Consider the following 22,111-nt stretch of genomic DNA (forward strand, 5'->3'; position numbering starts at 1 on the left):
CCGGGACAGGGGTGCCGACCGACGACGCGTCCCGGAGGCAGGGGTGTCGACCGGTCACCCCGGGTGTCCGGTCCGCACGGGCGCCGACCCGAGGCCGCTGCCCGTCCCATGCTCGACGCCCGGGCGAGGGCGGGCGTCCGTTCCAGGGTCGGCGGCCGGTCGAGGGTCAGCTGGTCATCGCCGGGCCGGGCACAGCGGCAGCAGCTCGCCGAGCCGGGTCAGGACGACGTCCGGTCCCGCGGCGCGCAGGGTCTGCTCGTCGGACTCGCCCCACAGCGCGGCCACCGCCACCACCCCGGCGGCCCGCGCGCTGACCAGGTCGCTCGGCGCGTCGCCGACCATCAGTGCGTCCGCCGGCCGGGCCCCGAGCAGGTGCAGTGCCCGCCGTACGATGTCCGGCGCCGGCTTCGGGCGGGGCACCTCGTCCGAGCCCACCACGTGGTCGACGAGCGGCAGCAGGTCGAGCCGGCCGAGCAGGTCCCGGGCGCGCACGCCGCTGCGGCCGGTGGCCACAGCCAGCCCGATCCCCCGCCGACGCAGGGTGCGGAGCAGGTCCGCCACCCCGTCGACCGGGGTGACCCGGTGCGCGAGGCGGTTGCTCTGCCGGACGAACGGCTCGGCGAGCGCCGCCGGCAGGCCCATCAGCTCCAGCACCTCCGGCAGGTACCGACCCGGGTGGCGGCAGTACTCCTCGACCGGGGCCACGCCGTCGCCCACCACCTCGGCGTAGGCCAGCGCGAACGCCTCCCTGGCCACGGCCAGGCTGTCGACCAGCACGCCGTCGAGGTCGAGCACCACGGCCCGGACACCGTCGGGTACCGTCGTCGCGTCCGCGACCACCGCTGTCACCTCCCGCCCGTCCGGCCCGGCCGGTAGGGGTGGTAGGCCCCCCAGGCCCCGACTACGGTCAGGACCGTCGTCCCGGTCCTGCCGGCGCGGCGCACGCGCCCACCCGGATCCGCCAGCTGCCCACGACCCTACCGGCGTCCCGGGTGCCCCGGCGTCCGGTGCCGGCGCGCCCCGGCCGAGGTCGGACCGGCCCCGAGCCGCTGAGAGGATCGCACCATGCCGCTGCTGAGCTGGCTGACGGAGGGCACCGACGAGCGCCCGGACGCGATCCGGGTCGACGACCGGGCGGTGTCCTGGGACCAACTGCGCCGCCTGGCCGCGGCGGTGGCCGACGAGCTGCACGGCGTCGACCGGGTGGCGATCGAGGCCACGGCGACCCTGGAGACGGTGGTCGGCGTGGTGGGCGCGCTGACCGCCGGAGCTGCGGTGGTGCCGGTTCCGCCGGACGCGGGGCCGATGGAGCGTGACCACATCCTGCGCGACTCGGGCGCGGCGGCGCTGCTGGTGGCGGCCGGCGCGGAACGCACCGCCGAGGGCGCGGGCCGGCCCGTCGTGCCCGTCGACCTGACCCGCCGGTCGGACACCGTGCACCCCGAGCCGGACCCGGCGCGCACCGCGGTGATCCTCTACACCAGCGGCACTACCGGCGCCCCGAAGGGTGCCGTGATCTCCCGCCGGGCGGTCGCCGCCTGCCTGGACGGGCTCGCCGACGCCTGGGCGTGGACGCCGGACGACCTGCTGGTGCACGGCCTGCCACTGTTCCACGTGCACGGGCTGGTGCTCGGCGTGCTCGGGCCGCTGCGGCTGGGCAGCCGGCTGCACCACGTGGGCCGGCCCCGCCCCGACCGGTACGCCGCCGCCAACGGCTCGATGTACTTCGGGGTGCCGACCGTCTGGTCCCGCATCGCCGCCGACCCGGACGCGGCCCGGGCGCTGCGTCCGGCGCGGCTGCTCGTCTCGGGCAGCGCGGCGCTGCCGGCGGCGGTGTTCGCGGACCTCGCCGCCCTCACCGGTCACCGGGCCGTCGAGCGGTACGGGATGACCGAGACCCTGATCACGGTGAGCGCGCGGGCGGACGGTCCACGCCGACCGGGCACCGTCGGGCTGGCGCTGCCCGGCGTGCGTACGCGGCTCGTCGACGACGACGGCGCCGTCCTGCCGGCCGACGGGGCGGCGATGGGCGAGCTCCAGGTCACCGGTCCCACGCTGTTCGACGGGTACCTCAACCGTCCGGACGCCGACGCGGCGAGCCGTACCCCGGACGGCTGGTTCCGCACCGGGGACGTCGCCACCGTCGACCCCGACGGCTGGCACCGGATCGTCGGCCGGGCGTCGACCGACCTGATCAAGAGCGGTGGCTACCGGATCGGCGCCGGCGAGGTGGAGGACGCCCTGCTGGCGCACCCGGGGGTCCGCGAGGCCGCCGTGGTGGGCACCCCGCACCCCGATCTCGGCCAGCAGGTCACCGCGTACGTGGTGGGCGACGGGGTGGACGGGGCCGAACTGATCGACTTCGTGGCCCGGCACCTGTCGGCGCACAAGCGGCCGCGCGAGGTACGCCTGGTCGACGCGCTGCCCCGCAACGCCCTCGGCAAGGTGCAGAAGACGCGGCTGAGCGCGGACTAGGACGCGACGGCCGGGATGCTGATCGCGGTGGCCACCAGTCCCCGCTCGACCAGGAACCTGCCGGCGAAGCCCGTCACCTCGGCCCCGCTGAGCACCGGGCCGGGCACCAGCAGCCGCGCCTCGAACGTGCCGGCCGGGTCGAACACGATGTCCGCCTCGGAGAAGTCCAGCCACCGGCCGGTCAGCGGGAACCACGCCTTGTAGACCGCCTCCTTGGCGCTGAACAGCAGGCGGTCCCAGCAGACGGCGGGGCGGGCCGCGCCCAGCGTGGCGGTGCGCGTCCGCTCCGCCGGCAGGGCGATCGCGTCGAGCACCCCGTCGGGCAGCGGCGCGTGCGGCTCGGCGTCCACCCCGAGGGTGGCGAACGCCGTCGTACGGCCGAGGACGGCCGCCCGGTAGCCCTCGCAGTGCGTCATGCTGCCGACCACCCCGTCCGGCCAGACCGGGGCACCCCGCGCGCCGGAGACGATCGGCGCCGGGGCGAGGCCCAGGTCGCCGAGGGCCAGGCGGGCACAGTGCCGCACGGTGGTGAACTCCCGGCGGCGCTTCTCCACCGACCGGGCCACCAGCGCCTCTTCCTCGGGGAACAGGGTCAGGCCCGTGGGGTCCGTGAAGGACTCGGCCACCGCCACGGCGGGGGGCAGGATCTGCTCGATCACGTTCGCCGATGCTAGGCGCTGCGGCAACCCTCGCCGCCCCCGCGTCGGCGGTACGGTGCACCATAGGGGTCGGGTACGGGTGCCGGGCCACACGGGTGGCTGCCACTCTGGGGGCCGGCCCCGGTCCCACGGGCGGGGCATGCGGATTTTGGTCGGATGGATGCGGGAAAAGCGATGCTTACTGGCAAGGTGGTGCGGTTCGACGAGGTGCGGGGCTACGGGTTCATCGCCCCGGACAACGGCAGCGACGACGTGTTCGTGCACGCGAACATGCTGGACGGCGACAAGTGGGCGCTGACGCCCGGTGTCCCGGTCGAGTACGACGCGGTGGAGACCGACCGCGGTCCCAAGGCCGTGCTGGTGCGGGTGATCGGCGCCGCCCCGGGAGCGGAGCGCAACCCGGCGGGCGGCACCGCGGCTGCGGCGCGGACGGGCGTGACGGTCGGCGGCGGGCGCAGCAGGGACGGCGGACCGGCCACCGGCGGCGCGGAGGACGACGAGGGCCTGTGTGACGTGCTCTCCGAGCGCGCCTTCTGCACGGAGACCACCGAGGCGCTGGTGACCTCCGTGTCGGATCTGACCGGCGCGCAGATCGTGGCGGTGCGCGCCCGGATGCTGGACCTGGCCCGACGGCACGGCTGGGTGGAGGGCTGACCGACGCGGGGGTCGGGTGGCGCACCCGCCCGCTGTCCGGTCCGCTCAGCCGCCGGCGATCAGCAGGGACTTCCTGATCCGCCCGAGCGCGCTGCGGGGCAGCTCGTCGACGAAGTGCACCCGCCGGGGTCGTTGCCCGGCCGAGAGATGCCGGCCGACGTGGTCGATGAGCACCTGCGCGGTCAGCCCTTCGGCGACGACGTACGCGGTGACCTGCTCGCCGAGCGCGTGGTGCGGCGTGCCGACGACGGCGGCGTCGCGCACCCCGGGGTGACTCAGCAGCGCCTCCTCGATCTGCCCGGCGTGCATCCGCCGGCCCCGGCTGTGCACCACGTCGAGTCCGCACCGGCCGATGATCCGGTACGAGCCGTCGGCGGCCACGCTCGCCAGGTCGCCGGTGGCGTGCCAGCGACCGGCGGCGAAGCCCGGCCCCCCGACGTACCCGCTGAACAGCGTGGGCCCGCAGACGCTGAGTTCGCCGACCGACTCGCCGTCGGCCGGCACCGGCCGGGCCTCGCGGTCCAGCACGCGCGTCTCGACGCCGGGCAGCGGGGTGCCGACGACGCCCGTGACCGTGCGGTCGGCGGCCCGTCCGGTCAGCGCGATGAGCGTCTCGGTGGTGCCGTACGCCTGCACCGGGGTGTGCGAGGTGAGTAGTCGGAGGCGCTCGGCCACGGCGGACGCCAGGGGGCCGTCCGCGGAGATCAGGATCCGCGCCGCGGACAGCGCGCGGGCCCGGGGCCCGTCCAGCGCGATCCGCGCCCACTGTTCGGGCAACGCCAGGTGCATGGTGCCGACCGGTCCCGCGGTGGCGTCTCGGTCGAGGTGGACGAAGCGGCTGCCGACCCGCAACGCGCCCAGCAGGCCCACGACCAGGCCGTACGCCCGGTACAACGGGGTGCCCTGCACCACCACGTCCTCCTCGCTCCACCGCCACGCGTCGGCCAGCAGGTCGAGGTCGGCCGCGATGGCACGGCGCGAGATGCGTACCCCGCGCGGCGGCCCCGCGGCGCCACCGGTGTAGAGGATGACCGCGTCGGCGCCCGGCTCCGGCTCGGGATGATGCGTCGAGGAGCGCTCGCGCAGGTCGACCGGGACCGTGGGCAGCCGGTGGGACCCGGAACGGTCGCGGCCGAGCACCACCGTCGCCCCGGACTGCCGCAGGATGCGGCCCCGTTCGCACTCGTCGGCGCCGGGCGGCAGTGGTACGAGCGGGACGCCCGCGAGGACGGCGCCGAGCATTCCGACCACCGCCTCCGGGGTCGGTGCGCCGTCGACCGCGACCGCGTCCGTGCCCCTGATCCGGTCGGCGACCGCGGTGACGCAGCCGAGCAGGGCCTCGCTGGACAGGGTCGTGCCGGCCACCGTGACCGCGTCGGCCCGATCCGCACCGAATCCCCGCAGCGCCGGCAGCAGTGTCATCTCCGCTATCCCCTGCGGAGGGCGTCAACGAGTCGCGGCGGCAGCTGGGACATCACGACGGCCACAGAACCCTTCAGGTCATGGGCCCGCACGGCCCCATATCCGGCTGACCCGACGTTGGAAACGGGTGCCCCGAAATTAGGCCCGGGCTATCGCCCGGCACAACCCCTAGCCGCCGCGCCCGGATCCCCTGTCGGGGCCGACCAGCCAGGTAGGACGGGATGCCGTTCCCACTCCGGCGACGATCGGCGGGGGTAACTATTTCAGCGCCGTACATATTGGAGCCATATCCGTTTGACGGGACGTGCGGAAATCGAACTCGGATTCCGCCGGAGAAAACCTGACGGACTACGTCGGTGCGTGTTATGCATTGACGCCTGCAATATCGGAGGAGACTCTTCCGGCGGCCGGCGGTCAGCGCCTCCGGCCATCATCGAGCAGCAGATACATAATTCTTTTTTAACAACATAATCGCTGAATTTCCCAAAGGTCCGAATCGTAGGCACCCGCCCGCGCATGCCGGCTCCTGATCCTCGACCGAAACGGGCAGCCACCAGTCGCACTTCGCGCGGGCGGTCTTCCGCACCGCAACAATCGGGGCGTGCGGCAATTGCCGGGCCGCACGCCCGACCTCCGACGCAACCCCCGCACCTCGGCACCACGCCAGCCGACGCACCCGCCGCCGCCCGCCATCGCCCGGGCCGAGACGGCCCCGACAGTCGACGAGGTTTTATCAACGCTGAGTTGAACAGCGATTACACGACGACTCCAGCGCCTGCGCCCCGCACCCGCGGAACAGGCCCAGCGGCCATGAACGGGGGTGACCGGCCGAGGCCCGGGGCGCACCGCGACGACGCACCGGGGAACGAACCGGACGCCTAGCACGTAAAAGCCCGGTCGCCAATCGACAAGCGGGCCAGAATGGCAGGACCAATGGGTTACGAGAGCGCTCTGTCACGTAACGGGACCGCGCGACGACTTTCCGTTGTCGATCCGGGCGCAAGGCCCGATCTCGCCACCCGAGACGGGTAAGAATGTTTGCCCATCCTTTACAAACCTCGGCTTGCCGCCCAATTGCCGAACTGACATACTCCCACCATCACGGGAGTCGATAGGGGGAGGTCAGCCCGGGAGAGGGCTGGAGAATTGCCGCCGACGCCGACTGGAGCGCGACTCGGAGTAACCGACCGGTCGAGCCAGCCGGTGGCACCTCGGCCAAAGCTCGATGTTTGTCGATATTTGCTAATAATGGAATGGGTCAAGAATTGCCGGTCTCCGATCTGGTCGAGCTCCGGGGCCGCGCAGGGCGAGCGGCCCATCCGGTGACCGCGGACCGCACGCTCCCCCGGAGGCGGCGTCGATGGAGCTGACCGAGCGGTCGTGCCAACTCAGCCTGCTGGAACGCCGGCTCACGGACCTGTTCCGCAACGACGCCTCGCCGACCAGCCGGACGGTGACCGTGCTGACCGGTCCGGTCGGCTCCGGCAAGACCACGCTGTTGCAGACCTTCGCCCGACGGGCCCACGACGCCGGCGCACGGGTCGTGAGCGCGAGTGCCTCCCGCGCCGAACGCACCGTACCGCTGGAGGTGGTCCGGCAACTCGTACGCGCGGCGCCGTTGCACGAGGCCGGCAGCCCGGACACCTGGGCCCGCCTCGGACGGCTGCTGGACGCGGGCGTCCTCGCCTGGACCGACGCCGACACGGAGCACGGTGACACCGCCCGGGCCACCGCCGCGATCGGGACCGCCCTGCTCGAGATGGCCTCGCGGGGCCCGCTGGTCGTCGCGATCGACGACATCCACCACGCGGACGTCCCGTCGCTGCGTTGCCTCGACTACCTGGCCCGACGGATCGCCGGCCTGCCCGTGCTGATCGTCCTGACCGAGGCCCCGCGCACCCGGCCGTGGCGTCCGGACGTGCACGCCGAACTACTGCAACCCGCGAGGCTGCACCGCATCCGCCTCCCGCTGCTCACCGCCGAGGGGACGTTCCAACTGCTCGCCCAGCGCCTCGGCGTCCCGGTCGCCCGGAGCATCGCCGAGGAGAGCCACCTGATCAGCGGCGGCAATCCGCTGCTGGTGCAGGCGCTCGCCGACGACCGGGCCGCGGCGCCCCGGCCCGCCGACCGTCCGGTGATCGGGGAGTCGTTCCGGGAGGCCGTGCTGAACTGCCTGTACCGCTGCGACCACCTGGTGCTCAACGCCGCCCGGGTGCTCGCCGTGACCGGCGAGCCGCTGCACGGCACCCTGCTGCCGCACCTCGTCGACGCCCGGTCGCGCACCGCGCTGGACGCCATCGACGAGTCGACCAGCGCGGGGCTGATCAACGATCAGGGGTTGCGCCATCCGGCGGTGACCCAGGCCGTGATCGACGGGATGACCGCCGAGGAACGCGTACGGCTGCATCTGGGGGCGGCCGGTCTGCTGCACGACGACGACGCGCCCCCGGTGCGGATCGCGCCGCACCTGGTCGGAATCGACGAGCTGACCGAGCCCTGGATGGCGCAGACCCTGTTGGACGCCGGCGAGCAGGCGTTGCTCGACGGCGAGGTGGACACCGCCCTGCGGTACCTGCGCCGCGCACACCGGGGTGGCGCCGGCGAGTGCCTGCGGGCGCGGATCCGGTCCGCGCTGGCGCGCGCCGAGTGGCGGCTCGACCCGCAGGCCGCGATCCCCCACCTGATCGGCGTCGCCACCGCCATCCGCGCCGGGCACCTCGGCAGCCAGCAGGCCGCCGGCCCCATCCAGTACCTCCTCTGGCACGGTGAGATCGACAAGGCCGTCGAGCTGGTCAGACACCTGAGCGAGCGGGCGGACAGCGCCGATCCGCGGTCCGTGGCCGAGCTACTCGTGATCACGGGCTGGATGTCAACGCTCTACCCCGGCGTGACGGTCGACCGCCCCGCTCCCACCGTGGCCGCGCGGAACCCGCTCACGCTGGCACGTGTGAAGCGCGGAATCGAGGGGACGACCCTGCTGTCCGCCGTGCTCGAGCGGGGTGACGCCAGCGTGGTCGAGCAGGCCGAGCGGACGCTGTCCACCACCGGGCTGGACGACGAACCCCACATGTGGACCGCCGTCTGCGCCCTCATCGCCATGATCTACGCCGACCGGCTCGACCTGGCCGGCGACTGGTGCGACCGGCTGGGACGCCACCCCGCCGCCCCGCACCACCCCACCCCCTCGGCAACGCTCACCGCCCTCCGGGCCGCCATCGCCGGCCGGCTCGGTGACCTTCCCCGCGCCGACAAGCTGGCCGACGAGGCGCTGGGGCAGCTCTCGCCGAAGGGCTGGGGTGTGGTGATCGGGATACCGCTCGCCGTCCGGATCCGGGCCCTGACCTACATGGACCAGCTCGACACGGCCGCGGCCTGTCTCCAGGTGCCGGTGCCCCCGGCGATCTTCGAGACGCCGATCGGGCTGCACTACCTGCACGCCCGCGGGACGCACGCCCTCGCCGCCGGAAGCCCCGAGGCCGCGCTGGCCGACTTCCAACTCTGCGGACAGCTGATGCACCGGTGGCGGCTGGACTTCTCGGGCCTCGTCCCGTGGCGCACCGAGTCGGCCCGGGCGTTGCTCCGGATGGGCCGCCGCCAGCAGGCCGGCAGGCTGGTCCGCGACGAGCTGGCCCGGCTGCGGCCCGTCCACGTCCGGTACCGGGCCGCCGCGCTGCGGGTCCTGGCCGCCACCGAGGACGGACAGGACCGGATCCCGCACCTACGCAGCGCCGTGCTGCTGCTGCAGCAGTGCGGCGACCGGATGGAGCTGGCGCACAACCTGGCCGACCTCGGTCACGCCTACCAGCAGGCCGGCGACCGGCGGCAGGCGCGCGTCGCGACGCGGTCGGCCCGGGCGCTCGCCGAGGAGTGCGGCATCCCGATGCTGCGGCCCAGTGTCCCCACCGTCAAGAGCGGTGCCGCCGATGTCCGCGCGGGCACGGTGGTCGTGATCCAGGGGCTGACCGACGCGGAGTCCCGGGTGGCCACCCTGGCCGCCCAGGGCCACACCAACCGGGAGATCGCCGAGCAGCTCTTCCTGACGGTCAGCGCGATCGAGCAGCGGCTGACCCGGATCTATCGGAAGCTGGACGTCAACTCCCGCAACGAACTGGCCCTCCGACTGCGGCTGGACCGTCCCGGGGCGACGGTGCTGAATCCACCGTCGCGGGGCCCCGACGACCCGGGCCGCCGGCCTTCCGGGCCCCGGCCGCGCTGATCCCGCCGGTCCGTCCACCCCGGCCGCCACCCCGCGCCCCCTCGCCTCTCGCCGGCCGTCACGGCTCCCGCAACCCGGTCGGTCGTCACCGGACCGTCGCTGCCGGCGACCGTCGCCGCGAGTCCGTCCACCGCCACTGTCCGTGCCAACGGGCGTGCACCGGCAGGCCCGATGTGGCACCATCAAGCTGCCCACCCGACATCAGCCGTTCATCGGGGCGTCGTCTCCCCCGACTGGCTGACCCCGGCACCCCTCATTGCGATTCGCGCAACCCCTAAATGCGATCCGGGGCCGCAGGTTTGTGCGCGAAACGATGGGGTCTCGCGCCCGTTGTCGCACCACCGCGCCGGTGCCAGACTCGCCTGGACGCGCGGACCGTACGGCCAGAACGCCGGTCCGGCGGAAGATTTCCAGGTCCACCCGGCACGGCGGCCCGGTGCGCTCCACCCCTATCCGGTAGTCGCGGGTGGAGGGGCGGCTGTCCGGCAGGGGGGGGCGGTGTCGGCACACCGGGGTCCCGGGCCCGCACCGCGTACAAGAAGGGCTTACCCGCTGGTGTTGGTGCAGCAAGAGGAACAGACAACCCGTCTGCGGCGCGCGTTCCGCGCATGTGAGGAGCAACAGCGCGGGCACGTCGCGCTGGTCACCGGCGCCGTCGGCAGCGGCAAGACGAGCCTGCTGGAGTCGTTCAGCGAGTGGGCGGCCGGCGCGGGCGGGCAGGTGATGAGCGCGGCCGGCTCGCGGGCGGAGCGCGGGCTCCACCTGGGAGTCGTCGGGCAGCTGTTCCACACCGCACGGCTCGCCCCGGAGACGGCGGCGCACGTCGAGAAGCTGCTGCGCGACGCCACCTTCGCCGTACCGCTGCCCGAGCCCGGCGGTGAGGCGGCCGACGGCGACCGGGCCTGGGCGCCCCTGCTGCACGGCCTCTTCGCCACCCTGCTCGACCTGACCGCCACCGGGCCCCTGATCCTCGTCGTCGACGACGTGCACCACGCGGACCCGGCCTCGCTGCACTGCCTGCTCTACGTAACCCGGCGGCTGCGCCACGCCCGGATCATGGTGGTGCTCGCCGAGGCGTCGACGCTGCGCCCCCCGCACCCGCTCTTCCGGGCCGAGCTGCTCAGCCAGCCGCACTTCTCCCGGATCGGCCTGCCACCGCTGACCGTCGACGCCGTCGCCCGGCTGGTCGAGGGCGCCGTCGACGACGCCGACGCCCGCAGGACCGCCGAGCACTGCGTGCGGATGACCGGCGGCAACCCGCTGCTCACCCGGGCGCTGCTCGAGGAGCGGGCCAGCGGCGAGAGCAGCGACGACTACGGCCCGGTCGTCGGTGACGCGTTCGACCAGGCCGTGCTCGGTTGCCTCTACCGGCACGAGCCCGGGGTACGCCGGGTGGCCCAGGCGCTCGCGGTGCTCAACCGGCCCGCGACGACCGAACTGCTCGGCCACCTGCTCGACGTGGTGCCCGAGTCCACGGTCCCGGCCGTACGGGTGCTGCGTACCTCGGGTCTGATGGAGTCCGACCAACTGCGCCACCCGCGCATCCTGCGCTCGATCCTCGGCGACATGTCGGCCGACGAACGGCGCAGCCTGCACCAGCGGGCCGCCGAGGTGCTGCACGACCGCGGCGCCGAGGCGAGCGTGGTCGCCGAGCACCTCGTGGCCGCCGGTTCGGCGGTCGCGTCCTGGATGGTGCCGGTGCTCCAGGACGCCGCCGGTCACGCGCTCGCGTCGGGCCGTCCCGACGTGGCGGCAGCCTGCCTGCGGCTGCTCTCCCGCGCCCCGGTCGACGAGCAGCAGCGCACCGCCACCACCGAGATGCTGGTGAACGCCCGCTGGCAGATCAACCCGTTGACCGTGAACGGGCAGCTGACCGAGTTGGTGCAGACGGCGCGGGCCGCCGGCTGGTCCACGGACGCTGGTCTGTCCGCCGTGCCCTACCTGCTGTGGCAGGGCCGCATCGACGAGGCCACCGAGGCGGTCGGCGCCTTCTCGGCGGACGAGGAGCAGGGCTCGGCCGTCCTGCCCGGCCGCCTGCGGATCATGCAGTTGCTGGTCTCCCTCTCCCACCCCGACCACCTGGCCAGCGTGCGGCAGACCCCGACCACCTGGAGCCGCGCCGCGAGCGCGCCCACCACGATCAGCCCGCTGCTGCAGGCGGTGACGGTGCTCGGCACCGCGTTGACGCCGACCGCCGACAACGACACCGTGGCGACCGCCGAGCAGCTCCTGCAACGGCACCACACGGATGACGGCGCCCTGGGCCTGCTGACCGCTCCCCTGCTGGCGCTGCTCTGGGCGGGCCGGTCGGACCGGGCCGCGGTCTGGGGCGACGTGCTGCTCGGCCGTCCGGCGGCCCAGCACGCGCCCGGCTGGCGGGCCGTGATCCGGGCGATCCGGGCGGAGGCGGCGTTGCGCGTCGGCGACCTGCCCGGCGCCGAGCACCACGCCCGCGCCGCCCTGGCGGACATGCCCGCCCCCGCGTGGGGAGTGGCGGTCGCCGGCCCGCTGTCCACCCTGGTCGCCTCCGCGACCGAGTCGGGCCGGTTCTCCGAGGCCGACCGGTGGCTCGCCCACCCGATCCCGCCCGGCATGTTCCGCACCCCGTTGGGCCTGCACTACCTGGCCGCCCGCGCCCGGCACCACCTGGCCGTACGCCGGCCCCACGCCGCCACCACCGACCTGCGGCGGTGCGGCGAGCTGATGCGCACCTGGGGCATCGACGCGGCCGGCCTGGTGCCGTGGCGGCTGGAGCTGGCCCGGGTGCAGCTCAGCGTCGGCAACAAGACGCAGGCCACGCAGCTCCTCCAGGAGCAGCTGCGGGTGCCGCACGGGGTCGACGACCGGACCCGGGGCCGTACGCTGCGCCTCCTCGCGACCACCGCCGCCCAGGACCACCGGCGCAAGCTGCTCTCCGAGGCGGTCAACCTGCTCCAGTCCAGCGGCGACCGGTTGGAGCTCGTCCGGGCCCTCGGCGACACCGGCCAGACGCTCCAGCGCGCCGGGGACTCCGCCCGCGCCCGGTTGCTCGTGCGCCGCGCCTACCAGCTCGCCCAGGACTGCGGGGCGTCGGTGCTGGCGCAGCGGCTGATCCGCCGGGAGCCGGGCAGCGGCCTGCCGGCGTACCCGGCCGCGGCCGAACTCCAGGAGCCGGACGACGGGCTCAGCGACGCCGAACGCCGGGTCGCCGCGCTGGCCGCACAGGGCCACACCAACCGGCAGATCTCCAGCAAGCTCTTCATCACGGTGAGCACCGTCGAGCAGCACCTGACGCGGGTCTACCGCAAGCTCGACGTGAAGCGCCGCACCGACCTGCCGTCCCGGCTCGTCGCCTACGCCGAGGCGCTGGCCGACGAGACGCAGGGCGCCGCGTCCTGACGGCCCCCGACGGGGCGCGGTGGCGAAGGCCCCGCGCCCCGTCGGCGCGTACGGCGGCCTGCGGTTCAACCGACGACCAGCCCGACGCCACGCCGGGCCGCCGCCTCGTCGCGGTGCCGCAGCACGAGATCGGCGGCGGCGGTGACCCCGCCGGCCTGCCGCATCCGCCGGCTCCACAGCTGCGCCCGCGCCCGGAACGTCTCCTCACCCAGCAGCCGCCCGAGCTTGGCGAGGACGTCCTCGACGTCGAGCGCGTCGGTCCGCTCGACGCAGAGCGCCACCCCGCTGTCGACCGCGCGCACCGCGCCGTCGGGGCAGTCCAGCCAGAACGGCATCACCAGCTGCGGTACGGCGAAGTGGACGGCCTCGTGGATGGCGTTGGCGGCGCCGTGGTTGAAGAAGACCCGCACGTGCGGGTGGGCCAGCACCCGGTGCTGCGACGGCAGCCACGCCTCCACCCGCAGGTTGCCCGGCAGCCGCCGCGGCGGCGGAAGGAGGTGCTGCTGGCGCGCGGGCACCTTCCACAGCACGGCGTGCTCGGGCCCGAGCCGCTCGGCGACCTCGACGATCGCGTCCACCTGCCCCTGCGACAGGCGCATGATGGTGCCGAACCCGACGTAGACCACCGAGGGGTGCTCGTCGAGCCATCCGGTCAGCTCCTCGTCCCCGTCGGCCGGCGGGAGTTCCCGGGGCACCACGGGGCCGAGCATCCGCAGCTTCTCCGGGGCGGTCGCGAACGGGTACTCGAAGCCGAAGACCGTGTACGCCATGAGCACCTCGGCGGCCTCGACGTAGCCCGCCGGGCGCATCTCCGCGTTGTGGATGCCGGCCGCCTTCCGGCTGTCGACGGCCGCGAGGCTACGCCGCAACCGCTCCGGCTCCATCAGCGCCCGTACGAGCCGGCTGCGGAAGCGGGTGTTGGCCGCCTGCTGCCGGGGCGTCATCCGGTGCGGCAGTCCCGAGAACGGGGCGGGGTAGCGCACCGGCAACTGCTCCTGCAGGAAGTTCGACGGCGGCAGCGAGACGCTGATCACGAAGGGCAGTCCACGGGTCTGCGCCGCGTCCATCGCCCAGCTGGCGAGGCTGTCCACCACCACCAGCGTCGGTCCGATCTCGTCGATCGCCCGCAGGCAGCGCTGGTAGAGCTGCCGCACGTGGTCGTAGTCGGTGCTGACGTCGAGGTAGCGCGCGAAGCTGGCGACCCGGTCGCTCGTGGTCAACTGCCGGTACGTCGCATCGTCCCAGGTCTCGGGTGACGACTGCGGCCGGGGCGGCCCGAGCGACACGAACGTGACCCGGCCCGGGCCGCGCAGCCCCTCGACGTCGGCCCGGCGGTCCTCAGTGGAGGCGAAGTGGACGTTGCCGACGCCGCGGGCCTTCAGCTCGCCCACGATGCTGAGCAACGGGTTGAACATCCCCGCGCTGTTGTAGGTGACGACCAGCACCGCTGGGCCGCGGTCGTCTCCGGTGGTGTCCACCGTCCGCCACTCCTTCCGCCTGTGCGGCGACCCGCGCGCCCGACCGTCACGTACGCGCCGACGGGCTGTCCGGGGAGCCGTTCGTCGGCGGCGGGTCGGATGCGACGTGTGCCGTGAGACAACGTTCGACGGAGGCTTCGATCAGACGGTTGCCGCCACGGGGCAACCGGACGAATGATCCCTCGCCGTCCATACAGCCTGCCACGGTCGGCACGAAACGCCCACCGGTGAGATGAATTTCCTTCGCGGCTATTTCGACGCGGTGACCTGCCCGTTCACGGCGCACGCCGATGGCCCGAACCGCGGGAGCGGTTCGGGCCATCGGCGGATCGGATCCTGGGGCGGTCAGTCCATGGCGCGACGCATGAAGCCACGCATGCCGATCGCCGAGAACACCACGAAGACCCCGGTGAGGACGCACATGCACAGCCAGAGCGGCAGCGACTCGACGCCCGGCGGGCCGACGAGCGACCGGGTCGCCTCGCTGATGTAGGTCAGCGGGTTCAACGAGCAGACCACCTGGTACCAGCGCAGCGAGTCCAGGCCGAGCAGCGGGAACTGGGTCGCGCCGGTGAACATGATCGGGGTCATCACCACGGTGAACATGATCTGGATGTGCTGCGTCGGCACCAACGTGCCGAAGGCGAGGCCGACCGCCGCACCGACCAGCGCGCCGATCGCCAGCACCGCGATCACCTTGAGGATGACCGCAGCGGGCCAGGTGACACCGAGCATGAGCATGCCGACCGGAATGAGCACCACGCCGGCGATCAGGCCGCGGATGCCGCCGAAGACGATCTTCTCCAGCGCCACCAGCGGGATCGCCATGGGTGACAGGAGACGGTCCTCGATCTCCCGGGTGAAGGAGAAGTCCATCATCATCGGCAGCGCCGTGTTCTCCAGCCCGATCAGGAAGGCGTTCAGCGCGATGACGCCGGGCAGCAGCACGTTGCTGAAGTCGTCGCTGGCGTAGCCCAGGTCGCCGAGCACCTTGCCGAAGATCAGCAGCATGAACAGCGGCTGGATGAAGACCTGGAGCAGGAAGCCGATCAGTTCCCGACCGGTGACGAACAGGTCCCGCGAGAGCACCGCCCGGAACGTGGCGAACTGGTCCAGCGCGCGCACCGGCGGCGGTGCCGCGGCCGGCGACGGTGCGGACGGGGGGGCGGGGGCGGCGACGCTCACCGAAGTTCCCTTCCGGTCAGGTGGATGAAGACATCTTCCAGGCTGGGCTGGCCGATGTTGAGGTCACGAACCTCGCAGCCCAGGTCGGCGAGGATCTTCATCGCCATCGGGATGGCGTTGGCCGGCTGGCCGCTGGTGTACAGCCGGAAGGAGAGCGGGGCGCCCGGATCGGCGGGCGCGTCGAGCGCCGGCGCGGGCATCGGCATCGCCGGCATGCCCGGAAACGCCGGCGCGGCGGCGGGCGCCGGGGCCGTCACCTTGAAGTGCTCCACCTGCTCCACGTCCGGGATCGACTCGAGCGCGGCCCGCACCTCCTCGGCGGGGGCGCCGGGGGTCACCACGAGGGTCAGGGTGCTGCTGCCCGGCAGCGTCCGGGTCAGCGCCGACGGGGTGTCCAGCGTGAGCAGCTTGCCGTGGTCGACGATGCCGACGCGGTCGCAGAGCTTCTCCGCCTCGTCCATGTCGTGCGTGGTGACCACCACCGTCACCCCGTCCCGCTTCAGCTCGGCGATCCGGTCGTGCACGAAGAGCCGGGACTGCGGGTCGAGGCCGGAGGACGGCTCGTCGAGAAAGAGCACCCGGGGCGAGTGCATCAGCGCGCGGGCGATCATCGTGCGCTGGGCGAGGCCGCCCGACAGGAAGTCGGTGCGGGAGTTCGCGAAGTCCTTGAGCCCCATCTGGTCCAGCAGCTCGTCCGCCCGCCGGATGCGCTGCGCCCGGGGCACGCGGTGGTACGCCGCGTGGAACAGCAGGTTCTGCCGGACGGTCAGCGCCCGGTCCAGGTTCACCCGCTGCGGTACGACCGCCAGCAACTGCCGGGCGACGGCGGGCGAGCCGATCACGTCCGCGCCACACACCTGGGCCCGGCCCGAGGTGGCCCGCACCCGTGTGGTCAGCACCCCGATCGTCGTCGTCTTGCCCGCACCGTTCGGCCCGAGCAGGCCGAAGACCTCACCGGCGGCGACGGAGAAACTCAGCCCGTCCACCGCCGGTGGCATGTTGGGCTGGTACCGCTTGACCAGCTCCGTGACCACCACTGCCTCGTCCACGTCGTCATGCTCCGTCCTGGAACGTCGGTCCGATAGATGTACGTGTGCCGATAGGGGGCGCTAGGGGCACGCCAGGGGCGGGACCGGTCACAGGCCCCGCGCGGCCAGCCAGCGCTGGACCGTGCCGGCGAGTTCCGGTCCCCGGTCGGCGACCATGCTGAAGTGGTCACCGGCCGCGTCGACCGCCTCGTGCGGGTAGGGCCAGCGCGACCGCCAGCCGTCCGGTTCGCCGTCCCACTCCCCCAGCGGCTCGCTGGCCCGTACCAGCAGGGTCGCCGCCGCCATCTCGGTCGGCTGCCAGTCCAGGAACAGGGGCAGGTAGCCCGCCCACGCCGTCGTCCGCCAGTCGTCCATCGGCGTGTACGCGGTGTCCCGGTCGATCATCCCGTCGAGCAGCTGCGGCACCCACCCGCCGAGCACCTCGCTGTTCGCCGGGTAGGTGTCCATGAGCACCACCGCGTCCGGCGAGCGGCCCTGGCGTTCCAACTCCCCGGCGAGCAGGTTGGCCACCATCGCGCCACCCGAGTGACCGGCCAGCACGAACGGGCCGGCGCCGACGGCGCGCAGCACCGTGTCGGCGTGCACCCGCAGCAACGCGTCGAGATCGGCGGGCAGCTCCTCGCCCACCCCGAACCCGGGGTTGGGCAGGGCCCAGACGTCGCGCACGCCCCGGAAGCCGGCGGCGAGTCGGGCGTACTCGTGCGCGCCGGAGAGCAGCGACATGGTGCAGCAGCACACCAGCTGCGCCCTGGCGCTCCCCTCCGCCAGCCGCAGGATGCCGGCCGGGCGGGTGAGCTGCGCCGGTTCGCTGAAGCTGGGCCGGAACTGGGCGAGCTTGACCAGGAGTTCGGCGTACCCGGCCGGGTCCTCGCGCGCCTTCGGCTGGTTGAACAACCCGCCGAGCAGACCACCGCCGGCACTCTCCGCGGCGGGTGCCCCGGCGTCGTTCGCGCCGTCCCCGGCCGCGTCCGCGCCGAGGAGCTGACCGAGCAGGTGACGGGCCAGCGCCGTAGGGGTGGGGTGGTCGAAGAGCAGGGTCGCCGACAGCTCCGCCCCGGTCTCCTGGCGCAGCGCGTCCCGCAGTTCCAGCGCGGTCAGCGAGTCGAAGCCGAGTTCCAGGAAGTCCCGGTCGGCCTCGACGGCGTTCGGCGAGGCGTGCCCGAGCACGGTGGCCACGCGCGCCCGGACCAGGTCCAGCAGGATCCGGTGCCGGTCGCCGGCCGACACGCCGGCCAGCCGCTCACGCAGTGCCCGGGCCGGATCGGTCGCCTCGCCGCCGGCGGCGTCCCGGTCGGCGTCGACCGCCGCCTCGGGCACGCCGCGCAGCAGCGGGCTGGGCCGTACGGCGGTGAAGGCCGGCACGAACGCGGCCCAGTCGAGGTCGGCGACCGCGAGCTGGTCGTCGCCGCGCCCCACGGCCTGCTGGAGCGCGGACACGGCCAGCTCGGCGGGGAGCGGATCGACCCCCCGACGGCGCAGCTGTGCCGGGTCGGTGACCTCCTCCGCCCAGGGCACCCAGGCGACGACGGTGGCCGGACGGCCGGCGGCGCGTCGGCCGGCGGCCAGCGCCTCCAGCCCGGCGCCTGCGGCGGCGGCGACCGCCGCTCCCCCGCTGCCCCAGACGGCGGCGGTGGAGGTGAAGACGACGAACTCGTCGACCGGCCGGTCGGCGCAGGCCCGGTCGAGCAGTTCCACCGCGGCGGTACGGGCGGCCACGGCGTCGGCCAGGTCGCGCGGCTCCAGCGCCGCGACCGGGTCGCCGGCCCCGTCGGAGTCGGCGACGTGCAGGACGGTACGGACCTCGGTGCCGGCGGCGGCCAGCCGGTCCAGCGCCTCGGGCAGCCCGTCGAGGTCGTCGACGGCGGTGACGGTGACGTCCCCCCCGATCGTGTCGGCGTCCGCCACCGGGCCGACGAGGACGAGGTGCGTCGCGCCGCGCTCGGCGAGCCACCGCAGCAGGTGCGGGGTACGCACCTGCGCGGACCCGTGCACCAGGACCGCTCCCCGGGGCCGCCAGTCGACGTCGGCGGCGCCGGCCGGGGCACGCCGGAGCCGGCGTGCGTACACCCCGCCGGGGCGTACCGCCAGCTGGTCCTCGTCGCCGCCGGACGCGACGATCCGGGCGAGCGCGGCGAGCGCGGTGTCGTCCGGCTCCGCCGGCAGGTCGACCAGTCCGCCCCACAGGCGCGGCTGCTCCAGCGCCAGCACCCGGCCCAGACCCCAGAGGTACGCGCCGGCCACGCCGGGCGCGGCGTCGTGCGCGTCGACGGCCACCGCGCCCCGGGTCACGGTCCACACCGGCGCGCCGCTCCCGGCGGCGCCGAGTGCCCGTACGAGCGCGGCCGTCCCGGCCAGCGCGGCCGTCCCGGTGGCCTCGACCGGCACCCCCGCCGCCAGCAGCGAGACCACGGCCGACGGGGCGCCGTCGGTCGGCAGGACCCGGGCGATCTCGTCCGGGTCGTCGCCCACGCTCACCAGCACCGGGTCCAGGCCCTCGGCGCGCAGCGCGGCCAGCACGGCCGTGGCGTCCGTGTCCACCCCGGCCACCACCAGGCACCGGCCGGCCGGCACGGTGCCGGCGGAGGGCGGGTCGACGCGGACCCAGTCGGCGCGGTAGCGCAGCCCGTCCAGTTCCGAGCCGCGACGCCGACGGTCCCGGTAGGACGCCAGGGCGGGCAGCAGTTCGGTCAATGCGTCCTGCCGGTCGGCGGGCAGGCCGAGCGCGGCGGCCAGTGCGTCCGGTCGCCCCTGCGCCACGGCCGCCCAGAACTCCTCGTCCTCGCCGGTCGCGGCGGGCTGGACGAGGTCCACGGTGGGCGGGTCCGGCCAGAAGCGTTCGTGGTGGAAGGCGTAGGTGGGCAGCTCGACGCGCGCGGCGTCGCTGCCGGCGAAGAGCGCCGCCCAGTCCACCCCGGCGCCGCGCAGGTCGACGGCGGCCAGCGCGGCGAGCAGCGTAGCCGGCTCCGGCTGGTCCCGGCGGCCGAGCGGCACGAAGGCCGCCGGTTCCACGTCGGGCAGGCACTCGCGGGCCAGCGCGGTCAGCGCGCCGTCGGGGCCGAGTTCCAGGAAGGTCGCCACGCCCGCGGCGGCCAGGGTGGCGACGCCGGCGTGGAAGCGGACCGTGTCGCGGACGTGCTCGACCCAGTAGCCCGGATCGGTGGCCTGGGCGGCGGTGAGCGGCTCGCCGGTCCGGTCGGAGACGATCGGCACGGCCGGCGGATGCCAGGTAACCTTCTCCGCGACGACCCGGAAGTCGGCCAGCATGTCGTCCATCCGGGCGGAGTGGAACGCGTGGCTGACCCGCAGCCGGCGGGACCGCCGGCCCTCGGCGGCCAGCCGCCGACCCGCCGCCAGCACGGCCTCCTCGTCGCCGGAGAGCACCACCGACCGGGGACCGTTCACGGCGGCCAGCGACACCCGCTCGTCGAGCAGCGGCGTCACCTCGGCCTCGGACGCCCGTACCGCCAGCATCGCCCCGCCGGGCGGCAGCTGCTGCATCAGCCGGGCCCGGGCGGCCACCAGGGTCGCCGCGTCGGCCAGCGACAGCACCCCGGCGACGTGCGCCGCGGCCAGCTCGCCGACCGAGTGCCCGAGCAGGTGCTGCGGGCGCAGCCCCCAGGCGGTGACCAGCCGGTACGCGGCGACCTCGTAGGCGAACAGCGCCGGCTGGGTGAACTCGGTGCGGTCCAGCAGCTCCGCCTCGGGCGAGTCGGGCTCGGCGAAGACCACCTCCCGCAGCGGGCGGCTCAGGTGCCGGTCCAGCTCCCCGGCCACCTCGTCGAAGGCGGCGGCGAACACCGGGAACCGGCGGCACAGCTCGGCGCCCATGCCGGGGCGCTGGGCGCCCTGGCCGGTGAAGAGGAACGCGACCTTGCCGGCCGGGCGGGCCACCCCGCGTACCACGCCCGAGGAGGTGCGCTCCTCGGCGACCGCGCGCAGACCGGCCAGCAGCGCGTCGCGGTCCCCGCCGATCACCGCTGCCCGGTGCGGCAGGGCCGCGCGGGTGGTGACCAGCGAGTACGCCACGTCGGCGGGGTCCAGGTCAGGCTGGTCGGCCAGGTGCTCCAGCAACCGCCGGGCCTGCCCGGCCAACGCCGGCGCGGACCGGGCGGAGACGATCCACGGCGCCGGCGGGGCGGGCGTACCGGCCGGCCGGGCGTCGTCGGTGTCCGCTGCGGTGGCCTGCTCGATGATGACGTGCGCGTTGGTGCCGCTGATGCCGAACGCGGAGACCCCGGCCCGGCGCGGCTGACCGGTCTCCGGCCACGGCTGCGCCCCGGTCAGCAGGGACACCGCCCCGGCCGACCAGTCGACGTGCGGGGTGGGCTCGTCCACGTGCAGGGTGGGCGGCAGCACCCCGTGCCGCATGGCCAGCACCATCTTCATCACCCCGGCGACGCCCGCCGCCGCCTGGGTGTGGCCGATGTTCGACTTCACCGAGCCGAGCCACAACGGACGCTCGGCGGGCCGCTCCTTGCCGTATGTGGCCAGCAGCGCCTGCGCCTCGATCGGGTCGCCCAGCGTGGTGCCGGTGCCGTGCGCCTCCACGACGTCCACCTGGTCGGCGGTCAACCCCGCGTTGGTCAGCGCCTGCCGGATCACCCGGCGCTGGGACGGGCCGTTCGGCGCGGTCAGCCCGCTGCTCGCCCCGTCCTGGTTGACGGCGCTGCCGCGTACCACGGCGAGCACCGGGTGGCCGTTGCGGCGGGCGTCGGAGAGCCGCTCGACCAGCAGCATGCCGGCCCCCTCGGACCAGCCGGTGCCGTCGGCGGCGGCGGCGAACGACTTGCACCGGCCGTCGGTGGACAGGCCGCGCTGCCGGGAGAACTCCACGAAGACGGTCGGGGTGGCCATCACCGACACCCCGCCGACCAGCGCCATCGTGCACTCGCCCAGCCGCAGCGCCTGGCAGGCGAGGTGCAGCGCGACCAGGGACGAGCTGCACGCGGTGTCCACGGTGACCGCCGGGCCCTCCAGCCCCAGCGCGTACGAGATCCGGCCGCTGGCCACGGCGGCGGCGCTGCCGGTGCCGAGGTAGCCCTCGACGCCGCCGGTCACCCCGGTGAGCAGCGCCGCGTAGTCGCCCTGGCTGCTGGTGGCCGCGTACACACCCGTGGGCGCGCCGCGCAGCGTGGTGGGGTCGATGCCGGCCCGCTCGAACGCCTCCCAGGCGGTCTCCAGCAGCAGCCGCTGCTGCGGGTCCATGGCGAGGGCCTCGCGGGGGCTGATGCCGAAGAAGGCGGGGTCGAAGTCCCCGGCGGAGTAGAGGAACCCGCCCTCCCGCACGTACGACGTGCCCCGGCTGTCGGGGTCGGGATCGGGGTCGTAGAGCGCCCCCAGGTTCCAGCCCCGGTCGTCGGGGAACGCCGACATGGCGTCGGTGCCGGCGGCCACCAGGTCCCACAGCTGCTCCGGCGACCCGACGCCGCCCGGGAACCGGCAGCTCATGCCGATGATCGCCACCGGCTCGCTGAGCGCGGCGGTGAGCTGTTGGTTCTGCTGCTTGAGCTTCTGGTTGTCGAGCAGGGACGCGCGCAGCGCGCCGACGACCTGGTCCAGGGAAACAGTCATCGGGGGCTCCTCAGGGCCAGCCGG

10 protein-coding genes and 1 pseudogene are annotated in these 22,111 nt (G+C 74.5%); 4 read left to right on the forward strand and 7 right to left on the reverse strand.

Annotation, left to right across the window (positions count from 1 at the left end; translation table 11 throughout):
- Positions 1 to 174: 174 nt before the first annotated feature.
- Entirely contained in the window at positions 175 to 849 is a 675-nt protein-coding gene (locus tag ACGFIG_RS16845) for an HAD-IA family hydrolase (protein ID WP_393003720.1), read from the reverse strand.
- A 216-nt stretch (positions 850 to 1,065) separates the two neighbouring features.
- On the opposite strand from ACGFIG_RS16845, the gene ACGFIG_RS16850 reads away from it, so the two are divergent.
- The gene (locus ACGFIG_RS16850) at positions 1,066 to 2,475 is read left to right on the forward strand and encodes an acyl-CoA synthetase (protein ID WP_393003722.1); all 1,410 of its coding nucleotides are present in this window, start codon (positions 1,066 to 1,068) and stop codon (positions 2,473 to 2,475) included.
- Here the strand turns inward: ACGFIG_RS16850 and ACGFIG_RS16855 are convergent.
- The gene (locus ACGFIG_RS16855; RefSeq protein ID WP_393003724.1) at positions 2,472 to 3,134 is read right to left on the reverse strand and encodes a 4'-phosphopantetheinyl transferase; all 663 of its coding nucleotides are present in this window, start codon (positions 3,132 to 3,134) and stop codon (positions 2,472 to 2,474) included. The genes ACGFIG_RS16850 and ACGFIG_RS16855 overlap by 4 nt on opposite strands.
- A gap of 174 nt (positions 3,135 to 3,308) precedes the next feature.
- On the opposite strand from ACGFIG_RS16855, the gene ACGFIG_RS16860 reads away from it, so the two are divergent.
- Positions 3,309 to 3,788 (forward strand): cold-shock protein, encoded by a 480-nt coding sequence (locus ACGFIG_RS16860; protein ID WP_393003726.1) that lies wholly within the window; start codon positions 3,309 to 3,311, stop codon positions 3,786 to 3,788.
- Between the two features lie 45 nt (positions 3,789 to 3,833).
- Here the strand turns inward: ACGFIG_RS16860 and ACGFIG_RS16865 are convergent, their stop codons facing one another.
- Positions 3,834 to 5,210 (reverse strand): AMP-binding protein, encoded by a 1,377-nt coding sequence (locus ACGFIG_RS16865; protein ID WP_393003728.1) that lies wholly within the window; start codon positions 5,208 to 5,210, stop codon positions 3,834 to 3,836.
- A 1,360-nt stretch (positions 5,211 to 6,570) separates the two neighbouring features.
- On the opposite strand from ACGFIG_RS16865, the gene ACGFIG_RS16870 reads away from it, so the two are divergent.
- Together ACGFIG_RS16870 and ACGFIG_RS16875 are read left to right on the forward strand one after the other, a co-directional pair.
- Positions 6,571 to 9,426, forward strand: a complete 2,856-nt coding sequence (locus tag ACGFIG_RS16870) for an AAA family ATPase (protein ID WP_393003730.1) — start codon at positions 6,571 to 6,573, stop codon at positions 9,424 to 9,426.
- Positions 9,427 to 9,987: 561 nt separating this feature from the next.
- Positions 9,988 to 12,804: an AAA family ATPase gene (locus ACGFIG_RS16875; protein ID WP_393003800.1), complete on the forward strand. Its 2,817-nt coding sequence runs from the start codon at positions 9,988 to 9,990 to the stop codon at positions 12,802 to 12,804.
- 65 nt (positions 12,805 to 12,869) lie between these two features.
- Here ACGFIG_RS16875 and ACGFIG_RS16880 read toward each other — a convergent pair whose 3' ends face one another.
- From ACGFIG_RS16880 to ACGFIG_RS16895, 4 genes and pseudogenes are all read right to left on the reverse strand, one after another.
- Positions 12,870 to 14,282: a glycosyltransferase gene (locus ACGFIG_RS16880; RefSeq protein WP_393003732.1), complete on the reverse strand. Its 1,413-nt coding sequence runs from the start codon at positions 14,280 to 14,282 to the stop codon at positions 12,870 to 12,872.
- Positions 14,283 to 14,627: 345 nt separating this feature from the next.
- Positions 14,628 to 15,467 (reverse strand): ABC transporter permease, encoded by an 840-nt coding sequence (locus ACGFIG_RS16885; RefSeq protein ID WP_393003734.1) that lies wholly within the window; start codon positions 15,465 to 15,467, stop codon positions 14,628 to 14,630.
- Positions 15,464 to 16,516, reverse strand: coding sequence for an ABC transporter ATP-binding protein (locus ACGFIG_RS16890; RefSeq protein WP_393003736.1), 1,053 nt, complete (start codon positions 16,514 to 16,516; stop codon positions 15,464 to 15,466). Before ACGFIG_RS16890 ends, ACGFIG_RS16885 begins: the two co-directional genes overlap by 4 nt.
- An 87-nt stretch (positions 16,517 to 16,603) precedes the next feature.
- Positions 16,604 to 22,087, reverse strand: a pseudogene (locus tag ACGFIG_RS16895) (type I polyketide synthase); the annotation flags it as partial.
- Positions 22,088 to 22,111: the final 24 nt, after the last annotated feature.

The sequence above is a fragment of the Micromonospora sp. NPDC049048 genome (assembly GCF_043197615.1).
GTDB lineage: Bacteria > Actinomycetota > Actinomycetes > Mycobacteriales > Micromonosporaceae > Micromonospora.